The sequence below is a fragment of the Bacillus sp. SA1-12 genome (assembly GCF_000981385.1).
Classification (GTDB): domain Bacteria; phylum Bacillota; class Bacilli; order Bacillales; family Bacillaceae; genus Metabacillus.
This window is the reverse complement of the sequence record NZ_LATZ01000005.1, coordinates 108,263-134,106: the sequence shown is the minus strand read 5'-3', so window position 1 is coordinate 134,106 and position 25,844 is coordinate 108,263. Positions and strand designations below refer to the sequence as shown.

13 protein-coding genes are annotated in these 25,844 nt (G+C 41.3%); 10 read left to right on the top strand and 3 right to left on the bottom strand.

What is annotated here, in order from left to right; all coding sequences use genetic code 11:
* Positions 1–68 precede the first annotated feature (68 nt).
* The 7 genes from WQ54_RS05125 (at position 69) to WQ54_RS05095 (ending at position 12,436) form a co-directional block, all read left to right on the top strand.
* Entirely contained in the window at positions 69–3,077 is a 3,009-nt protein-coding gene (locus tag WQ54_RS05125; protein WP_052737671.1) for a PA14 domain-containing protein, read from the top strand.
* Positions 3,078–3,128: 51 nt separating this feature from the next.
* Positions 3,129–6,941, top strand: a complete 3,813-nt coding sequence (locus tag WQ54_RS05120) for a glycoside hydrolase domain-containing protein (RefSeq protein ID WP_046513242.1) — start codon at positions 3,129–3,131, stop codon at positions 6,939–6,941.
* Positions 6,942–7,215: 274 nt separating this feature from the next.
* Positions 7,216–7,680 carry a hypothetical protein gene (locus WQ54_RS05115; protein ID WP_156177720.1) on the top strand — a complete coding sequence of 155 codons (465 nt, stop codon included), beginning with the start codon at positions 7,216–7,218 and terminating at the stop codon, positions 7,678–7,680.
* 147 nt (positions 7,681–7,827) lie between these two features.
* On the top strand, positions 7,828–8,583 hold the full coding sequence (locus tag WQ54_RS05110) for a carboxylesterase (protein WP_046513005.1): 756 nt from the start codon (positions 7,828–7,830) through the stop codon (positions 8,581–8,583).
* A 281-nt stretch (positions 8,584–8,864) separates the two neighbouring features.
* The gene (locus WQ54_RS05105) at positions 8,865–10,130 is read left to right on the top strand and encodes an MFS transporter (RefSeq protein WP_046513002.1); all 1,266 of its coding nucleotides are present in this window, start codon (positions 8,865–8,867) and stop codon (positions 10,128–10,130) included.
* 153 nt (positions 10,131–10,283) lie between these two features.
* Complete coding sequence (gene uxuA, locus WQ54_RS05100) at positions 10,284–11,387, top strand: mannonate dehydratase (protein WP_046512999.1); 1,104 nt, start codon at positions 10,284–10,286, stop codon at positions 11,385–11,387.
* Positions 11,384–12,436: a zinc-binding alcohol dehydrogenase family protein gene (locus tag WQ54_RS05095; RefSeq protein WP_231597453.1), complete on the top strand. Its 1,053-nt coding sequence runs from the start codon at positions 11,384–11,386 to the stop codon at positions 12,434–12,436. Before uxuA ends, WQ54_RS05095 begins: the two co-directional genes overlap by 4 nt.
* 487 nt (positions 12,437–12,923) lie before the next feature.
* Here the strand turns inward: WQ54_RS05095 and WQ54_RS05090 are convergent, their stop codons facing one another.
* Positions 12,924–13,625: a GntR family transcriptional regulator gene (locus WQ54_RS05090; protein ID WP_046512996.1), complete on the bottom strand. Its 702-nt coding sequence runs from the start codon at positions 13,623–13,625 to the stop codon at positions 12,924–12,926.
* Positions 13,626–14,165: 540 nt separating this feature from the next.
* Here WQ54_RS05090 and WQ54_RS05085 point away from each other — a divergent pair.
* The 3 genes from WQ54_RS05085 to WQ54_RS05075 all read left to right on the top strand — a co-directional run bounded on the left by WQ54_RS05085 (position 14,166) and on the right by WQ54_RS05075 (position 20,455).
* A complete protein-coding gene (locus tag WQ54_RS05085) occupies positions 14,166–15,479 on the top strand; it encodes an Nramp family divalent metal transporter (RefSeq protein ID WP_084821835.1) in 1,314 nt (437 codons plus the stop codon).
* A gap of 39 nt (positions 15,480–15,518) precedes the next feature.
* Positions 15,519–16,496, top strand: a complete 978-nt coding sequence (locus tag WQ54_RS05080; protein ID WP_046512995.1) for a D-glycerate dehydrogenase — start codon at positions 15,519–15,521, stop codon at positions 16,494–16,496.
* 542 nt (positions 16,497–17,038) lie between these two features.
* The gene (locus WQ54_RS05075; protein WP_052737670.1) at positions 17,039–20,455 is read left to right on the top strand and encodes a phosphodiester glycosidase family protein; all 3,417 of its coding nucleotides are present in this window, start codon (positions 17,039–17,041) and stop codon (positions 20,453–20,455) included.
* A gap of 303 nt (positions 20,456–20,758) precedes the next feature.
* Here WQ54_RS05075 and WQ54_RS05070 read toward each other — a convergent pair whose 3' ends face one another.
* Complete coding sequence (locus WQ54_RS05070; protein ID WP_046512992.1) at positions 20,759–24,142, bottom strand: phosphodiester glycosidase family protein; 3,384 nt, start codon at positions 24,140–24,142, stop codon at positions 20,759–20,761.
* Positions 24,143–24,621: 479 nt separating this feature from the next.
* Positions 24,622–25,641 carry a LacI family DNA-binding transcriptional regulator gene (locus WQ54_RS05065; RefSeq protein WP_046512989.1) on the bottom strand — a complete coding sequence of 340 codons (1,020 nt, stop codon included), beginning with the start codon at positions 25,639–25,641 and terminating at the stop codon, positions 24,622–24,624.
* Positions 25,642–25,844 lie beyond the last annotated feature (203 nt).

The window sequence follows — 25,844 nt, the reverse complement described above, 5'->3', positions numbered from 1 at the left end:
TATGGTGGTTCAGAAAGATTAGGCGGGACTTATTTTTGTATCGTAATACTTACAGGGAGGGTAATCCATTGATAACGAAAAGGATAAGAATAACAATATCTTTCGTTCTTATCGTCCTTATGCTAGTAGGTAATGTCTATTATACCGGCTTTGCGCAACAGATAACGAATGAAAATATCCAAAACGAAAGTGGGGGAAACCTTTCTTCAGTAGGGCTTCCAAAGGGGTTAAAAGCAGAGTATTACACGAATACAGGTGATGGTCATTTTGATTCTGTGGATTTAAAAACAACTGTTATTGACCCCAATATCAACTTTAGTAATTTAGATCTAATCTTACAGGAGCGTGTTGGACGATCAGATGACGCCAACATCGTCTGGACGGGACAAATTGAAGCCGAGCATTCGGAAGACTATACGTTCTACATGATTGGTGATAACGGCTTCCGTTTATGGATAGACGGCAAATTGGTTATTGATCATTGGGTGAATGATTGGGATAAAGAGCAAACAAGCTCTCCAGTTTCTCTAGAGGCAGGAAAGAAATACGATTTCAAAGTTGAATACTTTGAGGATTTTGGTGGTTCGAATCTTTACCTGCGCTGGTCGAGTCCAAGCGTGGAAAAAGAGATTGTTCCAGAAACAGCCTTTACCCTTCCTTCAGATTATAGCGGACCAGTCAAAGGAACCCTTACGGCTGAAGGAGATCAAGTTGAGCTAACATTCCCAAGAACATTTGGTGCTCTTCCAGCAGATCTGACAGAGCACTTAAAGGTAGAAACAGGAAATGGTACACCTTCCATTAAGTCGGTTGAGGTAGATCCTGATGACTCTACAGTTCTGCTTATAAAGCTAGATCAAAAGATTGGACCGACAGAGGATGTTAAGGCTACATATGATGGGAAAAGTACTCTTCAAGGCGAAGATGGTGTTGCGATTGAAAGCTTTAGCTATACATTAACAAATCAGTCGGAATTCGTTGACTATTCACCAATTGCGATTGCGATGTCCTTTTTTGGAAGTCCAAAAACGAATCGGGCGTTTGCCTGGTATACAAGCTATGAAGTACCAGCAAGGGCACCTGAGACAATAAAAGACAGCATCGTAGAAATTGTACCTGCTGATCAAGATTTCAACTCAAATGAAGTGAAACGTTTTGAGGGGAATTCTCAAACCTTAGATTTAAAGGTTACGAATGAAACGAATGGCTCCTTCATTAGTCATAAAGTACTCGCCTCTGGACTTACCCCAGGAACTGAGTATAAATATCGAGTAGGAAGTGAAGACAACTGGAGTGATGTTGGGACCTTTCCGACCGAAGGAGAAAATGAAAAAGAGTATGAGTTTCTCTATATGACAGATTCTCAAGGTGCTAGTACACAAGACTATGCCACTTGGGCAAACACACTGCAGCAAGGTCTTGGGAAATTTCCAAATGCTAAGTTCCTGGTTATGACCGGAGATATGGTCGATGCTGGAGCACTCGAAAGTCAGTGGCTGGATTACTTTGGACAGCCTCAAAAAATGTTAATGAATCTTCCGTTGATGACAGCGGTAGGGAACCATGAAGGACCTTATAATGATAACTACTATCATCATTTCCACTATCCAAATGATTCGATTGAAGATCCTTTACCACCTGGAAGTGTGTATTCGTATGATTACGGAGATGCACATGTCATGATCCTCAATACGATGGATATGGGATGGGATGATCGTCAAAGGGAATCCTTTAAGCAGCAAATTGAATGGTTAAAGAGGGAAGTAGCAGAAACCGATAAGAAGTGGAAGATTGTCGGCTTCCATAAAGCGATCTATTCAGTTGCTGGACATGCAAAGGACCAAGACATTATGGAATTGAGAGACATGCTGTACCCTGTTTTTGATGAGCTAGGAATTGATGTCGTTTTGCAAGGTCATGACCACGCCTTCATGAGATCATATCAAATGTATGGAGACAGACCGGTAACCAATATCACGACAGATGAAGAGGGGAATGTCATCAATCCGGACGGAACATTATATATGATCAATAACTCTGCGGGTAACAAGTATTACGATATTAATAATAGTGTCAATAAATACTTCGCAGCGGCGTTTGAACAGCCGCGAAAGCCGATTTATTCTGGGATCCAGATTACTGAAAACAGCTTAACGATTGATTCTTACAGAATAGGAGAAGAAAAGGCGTTTGACACTTATACAATTATCAGAGATGACAGCAAACCTGAGCCGGTGGAAGAATTAACGGCAGGTAAAGATGGAAACGGCCATATCGTTCTTTCTTGGAGTAAACCACAAGAAAATGAGGATAAAGATCTTACCAGAGGGTTCCGGATTATTGAGAAAAATGGACGTTTAGGAACAAACTGGAGTGTCTATGTTCCTGTTGAAGCAGATAAGAAAACCTATCAGTATACGGTAAAGAATGTCAGCGCCAATCAAACCTATGAATTTGTAGTGAAATCGGTAGATGAGCGTGATAATTCAGCTCCTCGTATGGTTAACACAGAATCTATTAAACCAATTGCCCCAACGAATCCGTCGGTTGATGACGGGTTGAATACATTTGGATGGGAAAATGTCCCTGGATACGAAGAACCTGCAAACTATGAATATAGTATCAATGGCGGAGAAACATGGGAATCGGTAACGGCAAATCCGCAGCCGATCGAGAATGGCAACTTCCCAGTTGGCGACGTACAAGTTCGCGTTAAGGCCGATGAAGTCATCCCTGCGGGTGTACCATTAAAATCGAATAAGGCATTTACTGAAAACAATCTTCACGAAACATTTTCTGTAGAGGGCACCTTAACTAGAGGCAAACAGTTAGCGGTGAATGTGAAGGTTGCTAGGCAAGCTGCTTATAGTGATGCTGCTTATGTCGTATTCGAATTGTTTAAGGGCAACACTCCAATGATGATGAATGCGGTTCCTATTCATCAAAATACAATGGATATCACCCAGTATTTTCATGTAAAAGGATCTGAATACAAGGTGAAAGTATTTGTGTTTAATACCTTCAATAATGATCTTGATATTCCGATCCATTTGGCAGAACCACTCGTGCTTAAGTAAAGGATTAGAACAATAAATTCATCATTAACCAGATTGGGAGGCAGTATATCCATGGGAAAAAAGCTTTTATCCATGATGTTGATCGTACTCATTCTGTTGACAACGTTTGGGCCCATACCGTTAAATTTCGTTTCGGCGATGACTAACGCTCCTTCGCAGGATACAAAGACGACAAATGTGGCTTTGAATGCAAAGGCAACAGCCAGCGGTCAATGTAATGAAAGGGAAAAACCAGCTTTTGCAGTCGATGGCAGCACGGAAACGAAATGGTGCGACAATTCCGGTGCTACTAAACGATGGTTAGAATTGGACTTAGGTAAAGAATATAACATTAACCAATGGATTGTACAAAATGCATGTATTGGGGAATCAAAAAATTGTCCGTTCTGGAACACCCACTCATTTCGTCTGCAGATGAGTAAGGACGGAAAGACCTGGGAAGATATCGATGTCGTAACAGATAATATCCAAACGATTGTTGACAGATATGTCCCTGTGTTCACAGCTCGTTATGTTAGGTTGTATCTTGATAAAGCGTCAACTCAAGATTCGATCGCACGGATTTACGAGTTTGAATTGTATGGAACAGAGGTGGATCAAACACCTGCATATCCAGAGGTTAATAAAGAACCGGTGGATTATGTGGATCCGTTCATCAACACATTAGGCGACAATGGCCAAACAAATCCAGGGCCGAAAACGCCGTTTGGTCTCGTTGCATTGGGACCCGATTCTGACGGAGGAGCCTTTAGCGGCTACTACTATCAGGATAAACATTTGAAGGGGTTCTCACATCTTCGCTTCAGCGGTGCGGGATGCAGCGGTGCTGGCGGAAATGTTTTAATCATGCCTCAAACAGGTTCTTTTACGAATAAAAGCAACGAATATAAGCAGAAATACGATAAAAAAAGCGAGAAAGCATCTCCTGGCTACTATTCTGTGAATCTTGCATCAGGCATTCAAGCTGAACTGACAGCATCTGATAATGTTGGCTTCCATCGTTACACATTCCCAGCATCTGAACAGGATGGATCTATACTCGTTGATCTTTCTAACTCCTATGCAGGCATGATCGATGCAAATCTGAAGGTAGAGAACAACAACGAAATCTCAGGGATGTTTCAAGCGAAAAATGTATGCGGACATGGATATTACAAGATGTATTATTCCATTCAGTTTGATCATGACTTTGACTCTTATTCCTCTTGGAAAGGGGACGAGGTAAGCACTGAAGCTGAACGCACCGGCCCAAACACCGGGGTATGGGTTAATTTTAATACGAAAGACAATAAAGTGATTCAAGCGAAGGTCGGTCTCTCTACGATTAGCGTCCAACAGGCAAAATTCGAACGTGATCATGATGTTGCGGATTGGAATTTTGCAAAGCAGCAAAAGAAGGCGAGAAACCTTTGGAGCGAGCTGCTCGGCAAAGTGGAAATCACCGATGACAATGAGGAAAACAAGACTATATTCTATACTCAGCTGTATCACGCCTACCTTCTCCCAAATAATGTAACAAGTTCTAATGGGGAGTTCCGGGCAGCGAGGGATGAAAATACAATCCGCAAGGCCTCTGAACTTGGTGATGATTTTGAGTATTACTCAGGTTGGGCGACATGGGATGATTTTAGAAAATATTCATTGTTTTCAATTCTAACACCTAAGAACTATGAAAATATGGTTAAATCCATGGTCGATATCTATAAGACAAGAGGTTCATATGTTCAGTGGGGACAAGGGTACTGGCCGAGTCCAACTGTAAGGAATGAATTTAACGGCGCCGTCATCCTCGATGCTTATACAAAAGGATTTGATGATTTTGATGCGTTTACCGCGCTTCAAGGAATGGCGATTGATACAAATCATTATGCTGATACAGGGGTTTCAGGAAAACTGGAGAAAGCATACAGTGCCTATTACCCGATGAAGCTGGCCTCTCTCATTGGAGACAAGGCAACCTATGAGAAATACCGGGAAATGGCTTTGTCTTATCAGCATCTCTGGAATCCGACACAGCGGGACGACCAACAAAATGAGCGCGGATTTTTTACACCTGAAGGAAAACGAGTGGCAAGTGTTTCAAACATCAATGAATTTGCTTACCAAGGAAACCTGTGGCATTACCGATGGTTTGTTCCGCATGATATCAAAGGTCTGGCCAATCTCCGCGGAAGCTCTGAAGAATTAGCAAATGACTTAGAGTATTTCTTTGAAATTGATGAATATATGGCGATAAACGAACCGGATATTCAAGCACCGTTTTTGTTTAATTATCTCGGCAAGCCTTATTTAACCCAAAAATATGCAAGAGAATACACAACAGAAGTAGTTACACAAAAATATCATAACCATGGATTATATGCTTACCCAATTACATCACGTGTATACCGCGCGGATCCGGAAGGGTATTTGCCTTCAATGGATGATGATGCCGGCGGAATGTCTTCGTGGTTCGTGTTTAGTGCAATGGGATTATTCCCAGGAAATCCAGGAGACCCTTACTACACAATCGGCTCGCCTATCTTCTCTGAAATGACACTGCATCTTGATAATGGCAAGTCGTTTACGATTAAGGCTAATGATGTATCAAGTGAAAATCGCTATATACAAGAGGCGAATCTGAATAAAGAAACCTTCGATCAAGCATGGATTAGCTATGAAGATATAATGAAAGGCGGTAAACTTGAACTTCAAATGGGCTCAACTCCGAACAAAGAGTGGGGTGCTGATCCAAGTAAAGCTCCGCCAGTAACGGATTTCACAGAAGAGGTTGAAAAACTGGTCGATCACAAAGAGCTTATTACGGAACAATCTGCATGGAAGTACTTCGATAAAGGGGCGCATCCTGGAAAAGATTGGACAAGCCTGGAATTTGATGATAATGAATGGAATTCAGGAAAAGCGATGCTAGGTTACGGCGGCGATGGTGTAAATACAACGGTAAGCTATGGACCGGATGCAAACAATAAATATCCAGCCGCATACTTCCGTAAGGAATTTGAAGTCACAGATGCAAAAGAGATAGTGGGTCTAATGGCAAGCCTAATTCGAGATGATGGAGCAGTCGTTTATTTAAATGGCCATGAAATTATTCGCAGCAACATGCCTGATGGAGAAATCAACTATGAGACCTATGCTGCTGAAACTGTTGGAGCAGAAAGGGATCGACTAACATTTTATATTGATCCAAAATATCTCGTTGAAGGGAAAAATGTCTTGACTGCAGAGGTTCATCAAATTAATGGAACCAGTTCGGATACTGCATTCGAATTAAGTCTTGAAGGAGTGCAAAAGCTGAAAGTTCCTGATGCTCCTACAAAGCCTGTTGTAAATGATAAAGCAAATACATTCGGATGGACGTTTGTTCCAGGATTTACAAAAGCATCGGACTATGAATACAGTACAGATGCCGGAGAAAACTGGCTTCCGGTAACCGCAAATCCGCAGACTGTAGGAGCTGAACAATACGCTAAAGGAGACGTTCAGGTAAGAGTGAAGGCAGACGAGAGTGAGAATCGCCCGGCAGGAAACGTGCTTATTTCAAATAAAGCCTATACGTACAACAAGCTTTGGAATGTCTACGAGTTGGATGGGAAGATCAATTGGGAGGGGAACCTGAAAGTGGATATGACCGGTTCATTAACTGGAAACTATAAAGGATCTGCTGTCGTTGTTTTTCAATTATTAGAAGGGAATAAACCATTCCTAACGAATGCTGTACCAATCCAAAATGGAAACTTCCAAGTTTCACAACTATTCAATGTCAGCGGAAAACACTACAAAGTAAAAGTGTATCTTGTGGATCAATTTAATGGCAACGTCAATGATTCATTATGGTTAACGAAACCATTGGAACTAAAATAAGGCGCTATACTAAAAGATTCTTGTTTTTTAATAAGTTCTTTGAGGAAACTGGTTTAAGGTTGATAGGAGATGGTTGCAAGACTCCTGTTTAGAGCAGCGGGACAGATGAGACTTATGCAGGCGTTTACGCTGAGGAGACTCATCGCCCTCTGCACTACTTGGTAAATAGCAAAAAGTTTCCTTACATCTTAGGACGGTGTAATCTTTAAGCTCCGTTTTATCGGAGGATTTCAAAACGGACTTCCCAATCATGATGAAAGGTGAGGGTAAAATTGTGAAAACATATCTACTAAATGTTCTAACCATGATCATCATCATTGCGTTGCTTCCATCGAATGCATTTGCTGTAGAAATGACGGTAGATGTAAATGCAGATAAAGTTCAACATGGGGATGAAATAAAGGTTTCAGGAACAGCAAGCGGTATTGACAATGTAACCATTAAAATAGTAAGTCCAAATCAAACTGTTTTTTATCTCGATGTATTGCCTGTAAAGGAAGGTACATTCTCAACTTCAATTGGGATACCTAATGATAAACAACTAGTACCAAATGGAACCTATACCATCATTGCTGGGACAAACTCCTTACAGGATCAGGAGGAATATTTAGTCGTTAATAAAAAGAATGAAGAAAAAGGGAAAGATAAAGTGGCTGCCGATCAGGAAAAAAATGCAGATACCAAGGGTACGATTCTGCAAATATTTATGAACAGTCTTACTAATATGTTTAAATGGTAAGAAAAGGAGAAAACATATTATGCAGAATGAATATGTTTTCTCCTTTGTTTTTACAGCCTTTATCATTTTCCCCCCAAAAGCAGGTATTTTCGACAAACTAGCGAATCCAATAAGTGAAGGGTTTAAAACTTGATTGGAGGGATGAGGATGCCAGGAACATATCCAATATTAGAAGGGGCAGAGCCTTTTTATTTTGAAGGGAATAAAGTCGGGATCTTGCTTTCGCATGGCTTCACAGGCTCCACTCAAAGCATGCGTCCGCTTGGAGAGGCTTATGCAAAGGCAGGCTATACGGTTTGCGGACCAAGACTTAAGGGGCATGGGACACATTATGAAGAGATGGAAACAACAACCTATCACGATTGGATTGCTTCTGTGGAAGAGGGGTTACAGTGGTTAAAGGAGCGCTGTGAGACGATCTTTGTCACAGGACTTTCCATGGGTGGAACGCTGACGTTGTATCTTGCTGAACATCACCCGGAGATTAAAGGGATTATTCCAATCAATGCAGCGATCGACATTCCGGATTTTGCGGAACTTGAGCAAACAGAAGCCAGATTTTTGGATGCGATCGGATCTGACCTTAAAAATAAGGAGATAACGGAATTAGCTTATGAAAAAACTCCTGTTCAATCCTTGAGGGAAATTGGACAGCTAATGGAGGGTGTAAAAGAAAAGCTTCCTGCTGTCACATGTCCTGCTTTAATCTTTGTTTCATCGGAGGATCATGTTGTGCCGCCGACGAATTCTCATGATATCTACCAGAACATCTCTTCTCCAAGCAAGCAGCTGGTAGAATTAATTAATAGTTATCATGTTGCCACCCTTGATTATGATCAGCAGATCATTATTGATCGAACGTTAACCTTTATTGAAAGCGTTTTAAATGGTGCAGTTGCTTAATAAGAAGTGGTTCAATAAAAAAGCTGAACCCCTGTCATCACACCAAACAGACATTGGTTCAGCTCCTCCATTTCAATAATAGGAAAAAATTTTGACTAAAACACTAGTATACTAGTGTGGAAGTGTGGTAATATGTGTGTAAGCACTTTTAAACTACATAGAAATGAAGAGGCTTACATTTCATGGAGAGGTGAAAACATTCACAGGGGTAAATTTTTTTATTATTAAAAGTAAACGGTTTCAATTATGTGAAAAAGCAAATGATTCGAGGAGGTAAAGATATGTTTTCAAAAGGAAGAACGTCTGTATTACTTTTTCTTTTCTTGGCTGGGGTTGTGAACTATCTAGACCGATCAGCTCTCTCGATTGCCGCACCTTTTATTACGGAGGATTTACATTTAACACCTACACAATTAGGGATTATTTTTAGCAGCTTCTCTGTAGGATATGCCATTTTTAATTTTGTCGGAGGAGTTGCATCAGACCGATATGGGGCAAAGCTGACGCTATTTGTTGCGATGATCGTTTGGTCCTTGTTCAGCGGTGCTGTAGCATTGGCATTCAGCTTTGTCAGTATGATCATTATTCGCGTCCTTTTTGGAATGGGTGAAGGTCCATTATCAGCAACCATTAATAAAATGGTGAATAACTGGTTCCCAGCCGATAAACGGGCAAGTGCGATCGGACTGGCTAATAGCGGAACACCGTTAGGAGGAGCAATTGCCGGACCAATCGTTGGGATTATTGCCTTGAATTATGGGTGGAAGGTCTCTTTCGTTATCATTATGGTCATTGGATTAGTATGGGCCATCGGCTGGTGGTTATTCATTAAAGATAAGCCTGCTGAGGAAAGCAAACATACAAAAGCGACTGACAAGCTGGCAGATAAAGCGGCAAGCGGAGAAAAAATCCCGCTGACCTTTTATTTAAAACAAAAAACGGTGCTGTTTACCGCTTTTGCTTTCTTCGCCTATAACTATATTCTGTTTTTCTTCTTAACGTGGTTTCCAAGCTATCTAACCGATGCCCGCGGCTTAAGTATTAAGGAAATGAGTGTTGTTACAGTAATTCCTTGGGTATTGGGCTTTGTTGGACTCGCATTAGGCGGAATTGTATCAGATAATGTTTATCGAAAAGTAGGCAAAGCTTTATTTGCTCGTAAAGTGGTGCTGGTTACCTGTCTGTTTTTATCCGCAGTTTGTATCGGGCTTGCAGGAATAGTTTCCACCACCGTGTCGGCTGTTACGTTAGTTGCTTTATCTGTGTTCTTCTTATATTTGACTGGTTCGATTTATTGGGCGATTGTCCAGGATGTCGTTGACCAAAATAATGTTGGATCTGTCGGAGGGTTTATGCACTTCTTAGCTAATACAGCTGGAATCATTGGGCCGACATTAACAGGATATCTAGTAGAGGTAACGGGTACCTATACAATTGCGTTTTTATTAGCAGGAGGCTTGGCTGTTTTTGCCTCATTGTCTGTCATAAGATTTGTTAGACCAATTCAATTAAACAAGACAGATACGATAAAAGAGAAAGTGATTTAAAGATGCTTTAGCATTCAAAGGGTTGTTCCATTTTACTTAAGCGGTTTCATGAAATAGCCGTTTATCAAATGAACAGCTTAAATAGCATCGTTTTACTGGTATACTAGTATATAAGATTGATTGTGTAGGAAAAACAGAGGAGGAGTATGTATTATGAAAATGGTCTTTAGATGGTATGGAGAAAACAATGACACTGTATCATTGGAGCAAGTAAAACAAATACCGGGCACAGAAGGAATTGTATGGGCCCTGCATGATCTCCCGGCAGGAGAAGTATGGCCTCTTGAACGGATTCAAGAAGTAAAGAAACAAGCTGACAAACACGGGTTTCACATTGATGTGGTAGAAAGCGTCAATGTTCATGAAGACATCAAGCTGGGGCTGCCTAGTCGTGATCTATATATTGAAAACTATAAGAAAACGATTGAAAACCTGGCAAAGGTTGGTGTAAAGGTCATTTGTTATAACTTTATGCCGGTTTTTGATTGGACTCGGACAGACCTGTTCAGACCTTTAGAGGATGGTTCAACAGCGCTGTTTTATGAAAAAAACAAGGTGGATCAGATGGATCCGTATGAACTAGTTGAAAAAATTGCCGGCAGTGATTTAACGATGCCAGGCTGGGAGCCGGAGAGATTAAAGAACTTACCAGCATTATTTGATGCCTATAAAGATGTGACAGAAGAAGACTTGTGGAATAACCTGAAATATTTCCTTGAACAAATTATTCCAGTTGCAGAAATACACGATATTAAAATGGCTATTCACCCTGATGATCCGCCATGGTCAGTATTTGGATTGCCGCGGATTATGACATGCCAAGAGAATTTGCGGAGATTATTAACGCTTGTTGACAGCCCGTATAATGGTCTTACGTTATGCAGCGGATCATTAGGTGCAAACACTGATAACAATATTGTCGACATGATCAATGAATTTGCAGACCGCATTCCTTTTGCTCATATTCGCAATGTCCGAATCTATGAAAATGGTGATTTTATTGAGACCTCTCACCGTACTCAGGATGGTTCTGTCGATATAACCGGTATTGTGGAGGCATATCATCAAAATGGGTTCACAGGTTACGCCAGACCAGACCACGGAAGACATATTTGGAACGAAGAATGCCGTCCAGGCTATGGGTTGTATGATCGGGCGCTTGGCATCATGTACCTATGGGGATTATGGGATGCATTTGAAAGAGGGAAACAAAACGAAATGGCGCAGGCCGTGACAAACAGCCGGAGCACTGTATGAGCAGTGTGAAAGATCAGGAAGGATGTTTAACCATGAAAGCAGCTGTAATGACAAAACCTTTCACAATTGAATTTCAAGAAGTGGCAAAGCCGGAATTGGGAGCAAACGACGTCCTCGTTCGCATAAAAGCAGCAGGGATTTGTGGCAGTGATGTTCATTTTTATGATGGATCCAATCCATATGCCAACTATCCGCAAATCTTTGGCCATGAGTTATCAGGGATCATAGAGGAAATAGGGCCTGAAGTCAAAGAGCGGAGAGTAGGAGAGCGGGTTGTGATTGAACCTGCTGTACCATGTGGCGAATGTTATCCATGCCGAATTGGAAAAACAAATGTATGCGTTAACTTAAGGATGATCGGCTCTGTCAAAAAAGGAGGCTTTGCCGATTATCTTGCCCTGCCGGAAAACCATGTTCATGTAATGCCGGATAACATGAGCTATGAAGTAGGCGCCTTATGTGAGCCCTTTACAATTGGTGCTCAAGCGATTGATCGGGCTAAAATTGAGGGTGGGCAAACCGTCACAATCTTAGGCATGGGTCCGATCGGCTTAAACATTTTAGCCCAAATCAAAAGACAGTTTGATGTCACAGTGTATGCTGTAGATGTTGTGCCGGAACGATTAGCCAGGGCGAAAGATTATGGCGCTGACATCGTGATTAACTCAAGAGAATCAGATGTGATTCAAACGATTGACGAAATGACAAATGGGGAAGGCTCTAATATTGTGATCGAGTCTGCAGGGATTCCAATAACCATTGAACAAACCGTGCTCCTTGTCAGTGCCGGAGGGAGAATCGTCATTGTTGGATTAACAGGAAAGGATATAACATTACCCGGCTTATTATTAACGAAAAAAGATATTGAATTACATGGAACGAAGCACAGTGTTAACAAGTATCATCAAGTACTGAACTTCTTAGAGAACAACAAAGATATAGCGGAGCGTTTTATTAGCACTGTCATGCCGTTTGACCAAATTGAAGAAGCGATTTTAACCGCTAAGAACCACCCAAACACTGTTACGAAGGTGGTATTAACTTATTAAAAAGTGGGATTTGTCCTTTAAGCACGTATGAAGGTTAAAGTGTGCGTGATATCCGGTGATTGGTCTTTCATGCGGTGTAGAAAGCCACAATTGATTGTGAAATCTAGCGATTTGTCTTTCATGCTGTGTATCAAGGCCCATACTGATCGTGAAATCTAGTGATTGGTCTTTCATGCTGTGTATCAAGGCCAAAATCGATCGTGAAATCTAGCAATTGGTCTTTCACGCCATGTTTAAAGACCAAACCCTAGCACGATATCAAGCGATTGGGTCTTTCATCCCGCGTATGAAAATGTTAAGGCAGCTCTACGGTGCCCTGTGCTTGTAGGTCTACTTTCACCTGTTTGTTTAAACCGTTTTAATCTAGAAAGTGCCATAAACACAGTGTACTTCTTAATGACTAAGCTGACAGAGAGCAGGATAACAATTAAGGATAACAAAAAAGCCTTTTTCACTCCTTGTGAAATAGGCTTTTTTACATGAAAATTTATTTGAAATACTCTGGATACATTTCTATCACTTTTGGAAATTCTTCTTTATTAGGATTAAAATGGTGTCTTAATAATTTCTCTGTTTTTGCTTCATCTTTGGAGGAAATGGCTTGAAGTATATCTTGATGCTGCTTCATCACATTTGACATATGGTTCGGTGTCTCTAACTCTAAGTATCTCATACGGTACAAATGACCCCTCATTTGGGAAACAGTCGAAATTAATGTTTGATTTTCTAAAAGATCTAAAAACGTTTGATGGAAGGCCTCATCTAACTGCATGAATAGAACATGATCTTCATTCAGAGCAGCCTTTTGTTGCTCTTCAATCATTTGAATCGCTTTTTCATGTATTTCTTTATAACGTAAGTCATCAGGGTTCCAGTCTCTCGCTATTGCTTTGAACGCACTTATTTCCAAGCTCTCTCTGACAAACTTGGTTTCTTCAACTTTCTTTAATGATATATAAGCAACACGTGCCCCGCGCTGTGGAAGAATGTCAAGCAGTCCTTCATGGAGCAGCCTAAGAAAAGCTTCACGAATAGGTGTGCGGCTTACTCCTAGAGTTGTAGCCAGTTCACTTTCTGACAGCATTTGTCCCGGCTTAAATTTTAGATTGATAATTTCCTCCCGGATTTTCGTATAGGCAGCCTTTCCTAGTGTCATTCTATTTTGAGATGAGAGATGATTAAGACTCATTTTTACACCCTTTTTCGTTTTTTGATCTTCATATACTTGTATAAAATTCTAAGTTTATAAGTTCCTTAAGTCAATAGGACTATTAAGTAATAAAACTGCTAAATTAACAGGGATGGAAACGCTTAAAATATTTTTAAAAATTCTTAATTAATATTGACTAACAATTTTATTTGTCTTACAATACAAAAGTAATAATATTCGAAAAATAAGAAAAAGGAGGTTGCCATTCAAATAAATAAAGAATAGACGGGAACGTAAATTTAAACACGAAAGAATCCACTATGTCTTAGTCAAACTAATTACTTTTTTCTTCTTTGTCGGACTGTAAAGAGGTCCTTCCATCATGTTGTTTCAGAATCTCAACCATCAAAACAAGGGCTTACACCAACCCCCAGTGATTATCAAATAACCTATATACTTGGAGACTCATTTAAAAGCTCTTGAACAGCCATTAAGATTGGCATGTATCTTAAGACTCACTGTCTTTTGTTCAGATTAAAAATGAAAGCGAATACATTCTAGTTGAATGGAGGAAGGCCTATGAAAAACGAATCAAACCTTGCTGAATCTACTGTAACGGTTCCTGAGATTAGTGAAAAGAAAAGTAATTTGTTTACGAAGTTTAAAAAAACGTATGGCCCGGGCATTCTCGCTGTTTTAACATGGCTTGGTGCAGGGGATTTAGTAACCTCATCGGTAGCAGGAGCGGATTACGGCTATAGTTTAATGTGGATACTTGCTCTATCCTTATTACTTCGTTATCTGATTGTAAATGTAATTGCTCGTTTTCAACTATGTAATACTGAAGGTTTGACGTTGCTTGAAGGATATGGACGACTTCATCCTTTTTTTGGCTATTTTCTTTTTGGCTATGCCTTAATCATGGGACATCTGTTTAATTCCTACATGATTAAGGGAGCAGGAGAAGTATTATCAATTTTGCTAAATATCAATTCACCTTTTCTAGGTTCACTTATAGTAGTTGGATTAGTATTATTATTAATTGGCAGAAATATTTATAATACAATCGAAAATGTGATGAAGATTATCCTGGCAATCATGACCATTGCTTTCCTTGTTTTAGCCATTCAATCAACACCAGATGCAGGGCAAATCGTCAAAGGAACCATTGGCTTTAGTATTCCAAGTGATACAGGTGTCCACGGAGCACTTTTGGTGGCGGTTTCAATTATAGGTGCAGTCGCAGGCTCTATCTCTAACTTTGTTCATCCGTACTTCATGAAAGAAAAAGGATGGGTTAATCATAGTCATTTAAAAGTACAACGAAATGATTTGTTATTTGCGATTGCTGTTTGTATTGTGATTAACCTGGCTATTTGGATTGTAGGGGCGGAAATATTGAAGCCAAATAATATACATGTGGAAAACATTACTGATTTGGGCCAAGCCCTTCAACTAGCATTAGGTCAAACAGGCTGGCTAATTTTTTATTTAGGTGTATTTGCGGTCTTGTTTGCAAGTATCGTAGGAAAGTCAACTGGTTATCCGAGGTTAGTCACAGATGCTTATTATGTCATTAATAAAAAGCGACGTGATAAATATGATGGTCAATATAACAAAGATCCGATGTCAAAATGGGTCATGATTTTTGTACTGGTCACTCCTATTATTTGGTCAATTCCTGGTATGCCCGGGTTTATTACACTAACAATTGTGGTGAATGCATTAAATGTTGTAGGATTCCCAGTCATTGCCATAGGGATGCTCATTCTATCCAACAAAAAGAGTTTGATGGGTGAATATAGAAACAATTGGTTTGAAAATGCGTGTCTATTTCTATCATCTGGTTTAGCCATATGGTCCGCCGTACAATTAGCAATCAGCTTTTTCTAATTAGCGGTTTGTACAAGATAAGGGAGAGATGAATAAATAATGAAACCAAAGGTAATTGTCTATAAGAAAAAGGATAAGAGGGTATTAGATTTGATTCAACATACCTGTGACGTTGTTTACTTTGAGAAACTAGATTCAGAAACCTATCCCAAATTTCTTCAAGAGTTGAAGGATGCACAAGGAATTTTAGGTTCGGGATTAAAAGTGGATAAAAAGTTATTAGATCAAGCTCCTCATCTAAAAATGGTGTGTAACACCTCTGTCGGCTACGATAATCTTGATCTTGCAGAACTGACAGAAAGGGGAATCCAGGCTACCAATACTCCTGACGTATTGAATGATACAGTGGCAGACACGATATTCGGCTTACTTTTATCTGCTGCAAGAAGGATGCCGGAATTGGACCATTGGGTTAAGGAAGGCCAGTGGAAGTCGAATTTAGGGGAAGAATGGTTTGGGGTAGATGTCCACCATAAAGTATTAGGCATTATTGGTATGGGGGGAATCGGAACAGCGCTTGCTAAAAGAGCCCATTTAGGGTTTGACATGCAAATTCTGTATCATAATCGTTCCAGGAATGAAAAAGCAGAACAAGATTATAACGCCATTTACTGTTCGCTGGAGGAACTTTTAACACAATCAGATTTCGTCTGCTTAATGACACCGTTAACACCTTCGACTGAAAAAATGATGGGAAAAAGAGAGTTTGAGTTAATGAAAGAAACAGCCATTTTTATAAATGGCTCAAGAGGGAAAACCGTCGATGAGGAAGCCCTCATCCATGCCCTGGAAACTGGTCAAATTCTTGCTGCCGGATTGGATGTCTATGTTCAAGAACCGGTTCAACCAGAAAACCAATTGCTTTCTATGAGAAATGTGGTGACGTTGCCGCATATTGGATCAGCTACCTATGAAACTCGTTTAAAAATGGCCATGCTGGGAGCAGCCAATTTAGTTGCCGGCCTGCAGGGGGAAACACCGCCAAACTTAATTAAAAGTGAAGTAAGAGTTAAGTAGATACGTTCTGTTTAGCGATAAAAGAGGCTGTCAGCCTCTTTTTTGATTTTTATCTGATTTATTTCATTTTGCCTTATAGATTCAAGGCCAAACTCCTCTTCATAGAAGATGGAAGAGTCCGATAGAAAGGCTCTCAAGGCCAAGACTTTCTTCGTTGATCACAGAAAAGTCCGATAGAAAGGCTCTCAAGGCCAAACCTCTCTTCAATGATCATGGAAAAGTCCGATAGCAAGAAGGGCCGAACGGTGGCAGTCTGAATGAGAAAAGGTCAGAGATGATTTAAGACTCATTTTATATCTTTTTTCGTTTTTTTAAGTTACTTAAGTCCAATAGCACTATTATGTTAAAAAGCCTATTTTAATAGGGATAGAAACGTTTAAAATGTCTTTTCTCCTTACATAGCGTAATAGGTCTAATTCCTTATTTTGTTTGTTTTACTATTTATTTACAAAAACAGCAATGAAATTACACAATCCCTTAAAAAATGACTGCTAGTTTAATAGTGAACAATCATTTTTAGTATAAAAGGAGGAGTGTTGTAAATGAATTTCAGAAGTTTATTGATTTGGTCTTTTAGTTTATTTTTAGCATTTGGCTCTGTGACACCTGCTTTAGCAGAATCAGCACAGACAAAACTTGCCCCATCCTCAATCCTTGATGAGCGTCCGGCTCAATCCTCGAAAAAGGATGAGCCTCAGACAGTTCTAGAAGGTGAGAGGGGCAGGACCCTTGTTACGAAAGGGCATACCGAACAGATCGGTGCCGGTGTTGAGTTTTCAACCTTTGAACGATTTGATGCCCGGGGCTGGATTAACGGAGAAATGTTGAAGGTCGATTTAAGCAATCCATCTGTCTCAGCCGACCTCTTGCATCCAGGAGTAGTGTCAAAGGCAGAAGGAATATCTAAATCAGCCAATCGTAAAGGTGCGATTGCTGGAGTTAATGGTGATTTTTTCGATATTAATAACACCAATGCTCCTCTAGGCGCCGAAATTGAAAGCGGAAAGCTTGTGAAGGGTGCCCAGCCTGGAAGAGAGCAGGCGGCGGGTATTACGGCAGAAGGCATTGGGCAGCTTGCAGCAATTCTATTAGAAGGAAGCGTAACCTTTCATAATCGTAATCATTCACTTTCTTCCTTAAATCAAAGCACGATCCCTGCTAATGGTATTGGGGTTTATACATCGCTTTGGGGAGCAGCTTCAAGAAGCGGTGTTGCGAATGGAAGTGGAACTGTGCAGGAAGTCAAAGTAGAGAATGGGAAAGTGGTAGAAATGGGATCAAGCATTTCAAATCACGCGATCTCTGAAAACGCATTTATCCTGATCGGACGTGAAGCAGGTGCCACCATCTTGCAGCAGTTGAAAGTAGGAGATGAGGTTACCATCAAGTATTCTCCTAAAGTTCAAAACGGACAACCATTTCAATTTGCCATCGGGGGAAATCCTGTTCTTGTAAAAGAGGGAAAGGTACAGCCGGTTGATGATTCTGTTACAGCACCTCGGACAGCTGTTGGTTTTTCTGCTGATGGGAAAGAAATGTATTTAGTTGTTGTCGATGGCAGACAAGCGAGCAGCCGCGGCATGACACTTTTCGAAATGGGAGAACTCATGAAAGAATTCGGGTCCTTTCATTCTCTTAATCTAGATGGCGGCGGATCATCGACAATGGTTGCGCGTGCAGCTGGCGGAAATCAAGCGAACATAAAAAATAATCCATCAGATGGGACAGAACGTGCGGTTCCAAATGGAATTGGCATCTTTACTGAAAAAGGAAACGGCATTCTTTCAGGTTTTAACGTAACAACTCAGTCAAAACTAGAGCATTCTGATCGTGTATTCCCTGGATTAACAAGAAACTATACGGCTGCGGGGTACGACAATGCCTATGATCACGTTCAGGTTGGAGACATAAGCTGGGGGACACTCCCTGGGGATGTAGGAAGGTTTGAAAAAGATGGAGTGTTTCGAGCTGAAAAACCTGGAACAGCAAAGATCGAGGGACAGGTGGAAAATAAAAAAGGAACCGCTCCAATTACCGTTTTAGCTGGGCTCGAACAAATCAAACCAAATGTGCCCAAACTTGGGTTAGCAGCAGGAGCAACAGATATCTTTCATGTTAATGGATATGACAAAAATGGCTACACGGCACCAATAGAGCCTCAGGATGTAAGCTTAGACTTTGATTCTTCCGTTATTGATGTACAAAAGAATGCAGACGGTACGTTTACGGTCATGGCAAAGACAGATGAAGGATCAACCTTGATCACAGTAACCGTTAACGATAAAAAAGCCTATCTTCCTGTCACAGTTGGATTAAAAACAGAGACGGTTTCTGAAATGGAAGCCTTGTCTGAATGGCGTTTTTCCTCTGCTCGCGGTTCTGGAACGATTGAGACGGCAGCTGGAAGAACAAACAACGGAATCAAAGTAACATTTGACTTTACGCAGTCAACAGGAACCCGAACGGCCAATATCCATCCTGTTCAACCGATCATCCTGCCGGGACAGCCGCAATCAATCGGTGTATGGGTTAAGGGAAATGGCAAAGGGGAATGGATGTCATTTACCGTACGTGGTGCAGATGGAAGCACTCATTACTTATATGGTCCTTATGTAACCTGGATGGGATGGAAAAAGGTTGAGATCCCTGTACCACAAGGTGTTACATATCCTCTTGAATTACGAACGATTGGTGCCATTGAGACAAATAAAGCAAAGCAGTACACAGATGAACTCGTTTACGATGATTTGACTGTAAAAGTCAGCCCAACCGTTGAAGTTCCTGTTGTACCTGAAAAAGCAGATCCGCTTGTCATGCAAAATGAGGACATCGGAAGCGATCGCTGGAAGTTTGCCGTCATGTCTGACAGCCAGTTTGTCGCAAGCTCACCAAACAGCCAGCAAGTGAAGCTTGCACGAGAAAGCTTAAGGGAGATCGTCAAAAATGATCCTGAATTTTTACTTGTTGGCGGCGATTTAGTTGATACAGCCTACCCAGCCGATTTTGAACTGGCAAAACAAATACTGGAAGAGGAAGTTGGCGGCAAGTTCCCAATCTATTATGTACCTGGCAACCATGAAATCATGGGCACAGGAAACTTAGACAATTTTATGAATACCTTTAAGGAAAACAAGTACTTCTTTACCCATAAAGGGACGCAATTTGCACTTCTCGATTCTTCAACAGGAAGCTTTCGTACCTCAGATTTTGATCAATTAGTCGAATTGAAAAAAACATTAGAAAAAGCAGCCAATGATCCTGCAATCAAAAATGTCGTTATCTTCGGTCACCATCCAACAAGAGATCCGCTATCAATACAAAACAGTCAGTTAAGTGATCGCAAAGAAGCAGAATTAATCGAAACATGGTTGACAGAATTCCGCGAAGAATCTGGCGGAAAAGGCGTCATTTATCTATCTGGACATGCCCATACTGTCAATGTTGATCGAGTAGATGGTGTTCCTTACATGGTTGTTGGTCCTGCTGGAAAGGCGCCATATGGATCTGCTGATGATGGCGGCTTCTACGCTTGGACAATGTTCGGCATCGATCCAACAGCAATTCCGTCAAAAGCAAATGGCCCGGAAAAATCGAGTGAACAGAGTCCAATTCATGATACCGAATGGATACGGGCAAAAGTCAATCCTCTTCTTGAAGGCGTGACGATTGATGCGCAGTCATCCGTTTCAATCGGTCAAACCATTGAAGTAAAAGGAATAGGGCACCAAGCAGGAAACTTAAACTTCCCGCTGCAATATCCTGCAAGCGTCAATTGGAGCGGAAGTGAACATGTCTTTATCGGAACAGGAGAGGCGTTAGCAAAAGCGAAAGAATCGAACAAGTATCATGCTGTATTTGATTTGGCAACAGGAACACTTACTGGAATTCAAAAGGGAGAAATTACTTTAGTTGTGGAGTCAAATGGTGTGAAAGCGGAGAAAACCATTACGATTTCATAATGTACGACTTTTGATGAGATCTTCATTGATTGATATGTTTCTATAACCATACGAGAACTGGGAGTGACGGAAGTGGGCAACACAATTCCTGCATCGTTTTTAGTTGAGAATGGAAAGCCAGTTGCTGTTCGCATTTAAGGATCTCTTGGCACACACTATCTAAAGTGGATTTTATCTTATCTATTAGCAGGTGCCTATGATTGAAAGGCACTCAAAGCAATCTAATAAAAGAAAGCAGAGAGGGTAAAAATCCTCCTAAGAAAATAAAGAACACGCCTGGTTTTCCAAGCGTGTTCTTTTCCTTTATTGGATTGTGATGGTTTTCTCAGCCGCAGTCCCATTAGCTTCAACCTTCAACGTAATACTCCCCTGACCAATCGCTTTCAGCTCTCCTGTAATTGGATCAAACAGAGCAACAAACTTCCCAGAAGCCTCCGCCTGTTCGAGCTGCTTTTGATCAGAACCAACAAACACATTCTCATTGCCGCTCCACTTTACTGTCGCAGGATAACGTAGCGGAATGGTCAGGTTTCCAGCCTGATGCCCAGAGGACGTGATGTATACTGTTTCTCCTGTATTTACGGTTTCTGGCGCTTCTATCGTAATATCCTCCAGCAACGGTCTCACCTCAGCCTCAATCCAGCTGTGGTTAGCTGCTGCGCTACGGGCTGTGGCATTTTCAGGACCAAAGGATGTTTCTTTTCCAGCTGTAGGGTCTACCCCAAACATGGTCCAGGAGTAAAAGCCGCCATCATCAGCAGGGCCGTATGGCGTTTTTCCTGCAGGCCCGACGACCATATATGGTACACCTTCGACGCGTTCAACGTTGACAGTGTGGGCGTGTCCGCTAAGATAAACAGCACCTTTTCCATCCGATGTTTTACGGAAGGCCGTGAGCCATTGTTCAAGTAAATCTGCCTCTTTTTGGTCACTGAGCTGGCTGTTTTTCGTTGGAAGCGGGTCACGTGTCGGATGGTGGCCGACCACGACGACATTATTGATATTTGGGTCTTTAGCTGCTTCATCAAGAGATTTTTTTAACTCGATTAATTGATCAAAATCACTTGTGCGCAAGCTTCCTGTCGATGTGTCGAGCATAATAAATCGTGTTCCTTTATGGTCAAAAGTAAAGCGATTTTCTTCAAACACATTGATGAAATTGTCCAGCGAGCCTGAGCCCATGATCTCATGGTTGCCCGGAATATAATAGATTGGCAGCTTGTCGCCAACCTCTTCCGCTAAAATCTTTTTAGCTAGCTCAAAATCTTCCTTCCAAGCTGTGTCAACGAGGTCTCCATTGATCACGAGGAAGTCAGGATTTGCTTTGACAATTTGGCTAAGCGATTCGCGTGCCATTTGTACCTGTTGGCTATTCGGCGATGCTGCTGCAAACTGGCTGTCTGCTAATACAGCAAATGTCCAATGATTTTTATTTATTTCTCCGTTTTGAATGATCAATGGATCTGGAGATTCTGATTTTTCGGGTACCTCAAGAGTTGGTGGTACTTTTACCGTTAAATCATCAATAATGATTTTTCCTGTATATTGCTTATTTCTGTCCGTTTCAACCGGATAAATCCGCCACAGCTTAGCTGGATAGCGTATTCCCGCTGGAACAGAGGCCTCCACGTATTTCCATCCTGTCCAGTTGATCTGGCTTGCCAATGATAACGTATAGCTTGTGTTAGCCGCATCTCGGATCACAGCGTGCAGCCATGCTCCTTTTCCATCGCCATATACCCATAAACCGATTTTTTGCACATCGCCAGACAGCTCAAGCATTGGATCTGCTTGGATATACGCAGCCCGCGTTGCTGTTGTTGTCGAGAAATCATATGTCAGCTGCAGGCCTTGTCCAGTTCTGCCGGCAACAGATTCCAATGAAGCTTTTACAGGAGAAGGATAGGTGGTATACGACCAATCATCTGGATCATCAAAGTCGTCAGCCAGCTTTGTAGAAAGGCCTATTGTAATAGGAAGATAGGTTTTATGCCCTTGAACCGTCACAGTAATTAGCGCTGATTCGCCTTCTGCCTTTGGATTAGCGGTAAAGCTGCCATAATTGTTTTCGGTAATATCTACCACCGTTTCATCATAGTCAAGCTGAACATCACGTGGTTCAATCGGTGCTGTATAGCCGTCTTTGTCATAGCCGATAATGGAGAAGTTCTGTTTTTGCCCCATTTCTAAGCTTAGACGGGCAGGATCTGTCTTAATTTTGGCTAACTCGCCTAGGACAGTAATGTCCATTGTTCCTTTCATCGATTTTGTTTGAGCTTCTACGACTGCAGAACCTGATTTTTTTGCCACAAAGATGTTGTTAGTTTTAAAGGAACCTACATCAGCCGGCAAAGCCTGCCAAGTGATGTTGCCGGTTGCAACCAGTGCGTAATTTTCATTATACCCAGCACCATTGAAGGTCCTTGATAACCCTGGAAAGACGCGGGCACTGTTTTCTAAATTAGAAGCTGCTTCTACCTTAAAGCCCTTCAGATTACTGCTGCCTCGTTTCGCAAAAATGCCAATTCCATTTGGCACTGAACGCTCAGAACCGTCAGATGGTTGATTGACAACCTCCGCCATTTTAGAACCCAGCTGACGAGCCACCATGGTTGTAGAGCCTCCGCCATCTAAATTCAGCACATTATAGGCGCCGTATTCCTTCATCAGCTCTGCCAGCTCTTTATAGGTCATTCCGCGGCTATTAATTTGCCGTCCATCCACAACGACTAATAACATCTTCTTACCGTCCTCAGAAAAGCCAACCGCTGTTCGAGGGGCAGCTGTCGTATCATCTAAGTTTGCTGGAATCTCGCCATTTTCCATCAGTTTGATATTCCCGCCGACTGCAAAGTTCAAAATGCTGTTGCCATCCATCTTAGGGGCATAGTCTACACTTACGCTGTCACCAACTGATAAGCCCTTTAACGCCTCAGCACCTTTTTCTCTGCCGACTAATACAAAGCTATTTTCCGAAATCGTCCCGCTGCCAGGCTGATTCGATACAGAAAGCACCTTTCCATCTTGAACCACGACTTCATATGTTGCGCTTGCGGTTCTTTGTTTCGTTCCCCATACCGATGTGTATAAACCAATCCCATCCTTAGGGAGACCATACTGATTTAAAGCTGCAAGTGCTTGGTTTCCATTTGGAAGAGTAACCGTGCCTTCCAGGAGGAGACTGGCAATCCGGCCAATTCCACTTTTGTCAACTCCAGCGGTTAACGTATGTGATACCTCTGGACCTTTTAGCAGTTGTCCTTTTTGAATCGCTCCGCCAAGCGGTGCCTTTGTGTTGTTAATATCAAAAAAGTCACCATTCACCCCGGCAATTGCGCCTGCATCCTTGGCCATCTCAGACAGCGGCACTGCTGACGCGATCGAGCCAGGATGGAGCAAATCCAACGAAACGTTTTCATTTTGCAATTCAATTGTCATCATTTCCCCATTTAACCAGCCGCGCGCATCAAACCGCTCAAAACTTGAAAGCTCAATCCCCGGGCCAACCGGTGTCGTTGTTTCATTCGAAACAATCGTTTTTCCCGCCGGTCCAACAAAGGTGACCGGTTCTGTTTTGTCTGATGATGTTGACCGTGCCTGTGCAACAGAGGATGCCTCATCCTCAGCCTGTACGCTCAATGGAACCGCTAGCATAAAGGCAAGTAAACCAACTAACCACTTTCTCATTTTTTCTCTTTCTCCTCTCCTGTTAAATAAGTAAAAGATAAATAGAATCTCAGTTACTAGACTAGGAAGCTCCAATTTTAACAATAGCAAATGAATATTAATTCACTTTTAAGGAAAGGTAATTTTGTATAGGAAGAAAGGAGGATAAATGTTTACATAATTTTGGGGGGAGCACCGAAATTTGTCGAAGGCTGTTAGGTTAATAGAATTAGCTGAATATTTTGTAGTGGTTGGTTGTTATTTTTCATTCTTTTCTAAGGAAAGGAGGTAATAATAATGGATACATTTCTTGAATTTCTACGAGAAGTTCTGAAGGGAGCTGTACGTGAAACTTTTTCGGAAAAACGTATAAGAAAACGAGAAAACCACCCCGCGCCGTCGCAAGCAAAAGGGTGGTTCTCAAAAAAATTAACTTTGACAACCCCTACCCTGACGGTAGAGGCTGGAGTGTTCGCAGCACTTCTCTTTTTTTATGGATGTCAATTCGCAGGAGCGGGACCAGTTGATGCTCGTTTAATTAAAGTAGTAGGCAACAGAATTTCCTGACAGACTTCTTCTTTGTTGCTAATTCGCCAAATTAGCCGGTCAACTGCTTTTTTTCCATAGAGCTTGAGATCAATATCCATTGTTGTGATTTTCGGAGCAGAGAGCTGTGAAAGTTGTCCGTTGTCAAAATTGCAAACAGAGACTTGCTCAGGAATTTTGATACCTGACTGCTGCAGGTAGGAGCTGACAAGGAAGCCAAATCCATCATTTACACAAAACCAGGCAGTGGGCTTTTTGGGTAAACGATCGATAGACCTGAAGATCTCGTCCTCTTCTTCTTTGACATTTGAAAGAATATAACTTGGATTGACCTCTATTCCAAATTGATGAAGGGCTAAAAGATAGCCTTCTAATCTCTCATAATAGCTCGGTGAAAAGGAAGCATTTCCCACATATCCAATTTCTTTATGGCCTAACTGAATAAGGTGTTCAACCGCTGTATAAGCACCAAAACGATTATTTGTCAGGATGGCATCTGCTTGAATATGTGGATGATGATGGTCAATTAAGACTGTAGGGATGCCTGTTGAGATGATTTCATTTATATAGTCTGTACTTAAGTGGGATAAAATTAGGATGCCATCAACCGAATGATTTTGAATAAAAACCGGTAAATGAAAGTTGTTTATGGCATGCTGGCTAATAGGCTGAATTTGTAAGGTAAAGCCCCGCTTTGAAAGTTCCTTCTCAACACTTAGATAAATTTCACCAAAAAAGTTTTTAAGTGAAAAGGCAAATTCGGAAGCAATGAGTGCGATTGTTTTCTTCTCATCGCTTTGTTTTGCTTGTTTTCGCACAGAGGAATATTCATAACCCAGTTCTTCTGCCGCAGCTTCCACCATTCTCCTTGTTTCTTCGCTTACCCCAGGTTTTCCGGATAAAGCCTGTGACACGGAATTTTTTGATATTTGTAATCGATCTGCGATATCCTGCATCGTAATCTTTTTTGCCATAGGAACGAACAACCTTTCAATGAATGTAATAAGAGCATCTATTTTAGGGAATTTTATACTTATCATATAATCGGACATTACAATAAACGTTGTAACGTTACAAAATAATATAATACATGATTAGGTGATTTGCAATCCTTTCCAGGGATTTAATCTAGTTAAATAAAATAGTTGACTAATAATGAAAGCGGTGCAATAATGTT

Excerpts from the sequence above, each read along its gene's own strand:
- WQ54_RS05120 (WP_046513242.1), top strand. The coding sequence starts at position 3,129 with ATGGGAAAAAAGCTTTTATCCATGATGTTGATCGTACTCATTCTGTTG.
- WQ54_RS05110 (WP_046513005.1), top strand. The coding sequence starts at position 7,828 with ATGCCAGGAACATATCCAATATTAGAAGGGGCAGAGCCTTTTTATTTT.
- WQ54_RS05105 (WP_046513002.1), top strand. The coding sequence starts at position 8,865 with ATGTTTTCAAAAGGAAGAACGTCTGTATTACTTTTTCTTTTCTTGGCT.
- uxuA (WP_046512999.1), top strand. The coding sequence starts at position 10,284 with ATGAAAATGGTCTTTAGATGGTATGGAGAAAACAATGACACTGTATCA.
- WQ54_RS05095 (WP_231597453.1), top strand. The coding sequence starts at position 11,384 with ATGAGCAGTGTGAAAGATCAGGAAGGATGTTTAACCATGAAAGCAGCT.
- WQ54_RS05090 (WP_046512996.1), bottom strand. The coding sequence starts at position 13,625 with ATGAGTCTTAATCATCTCTCATCTCAAAATAGAATGACACTAGGAAAG.
- WQ54_RS05085 (WP_084821835.1), top strand. The coding sequence starts at position 14,166 with ATGAAAAACGAATCAAACCTTGCTGAATCTACTGTAACGGTTCCTGAG.
- WQ54_RS05080 (WP_046512995.1), top strand. The coding sequence starts at position 15,519 with ATGAAACCAAAGGTAATTGTCTATAAGAAAAAGGATAAGAGGGTATTA.
- WQ54_RS05075 (WP_052737670.1), top strand. The coding sequence starts at position 17,039 with ATGAATTTCAGAAGTTTATTGATTTGGTCTTTTAGTTTATTTTTAGCA.
- WQ54_RS05070 (WP_046512992.1), bottom strand. The coding sequence starts at position 24,142 with ATGAGAAAGTGGTTAGTTGGTTTACTTGCCTTTATGCTAGCGGTTCCA.
- WQ54_RS05065 (WP_046512989.1), bottom strand. The coding sequence starts at position 25,641 with ATGGCAAAAAAGATTACGATGCAGGATATCGCAGATCGATTACAAATA.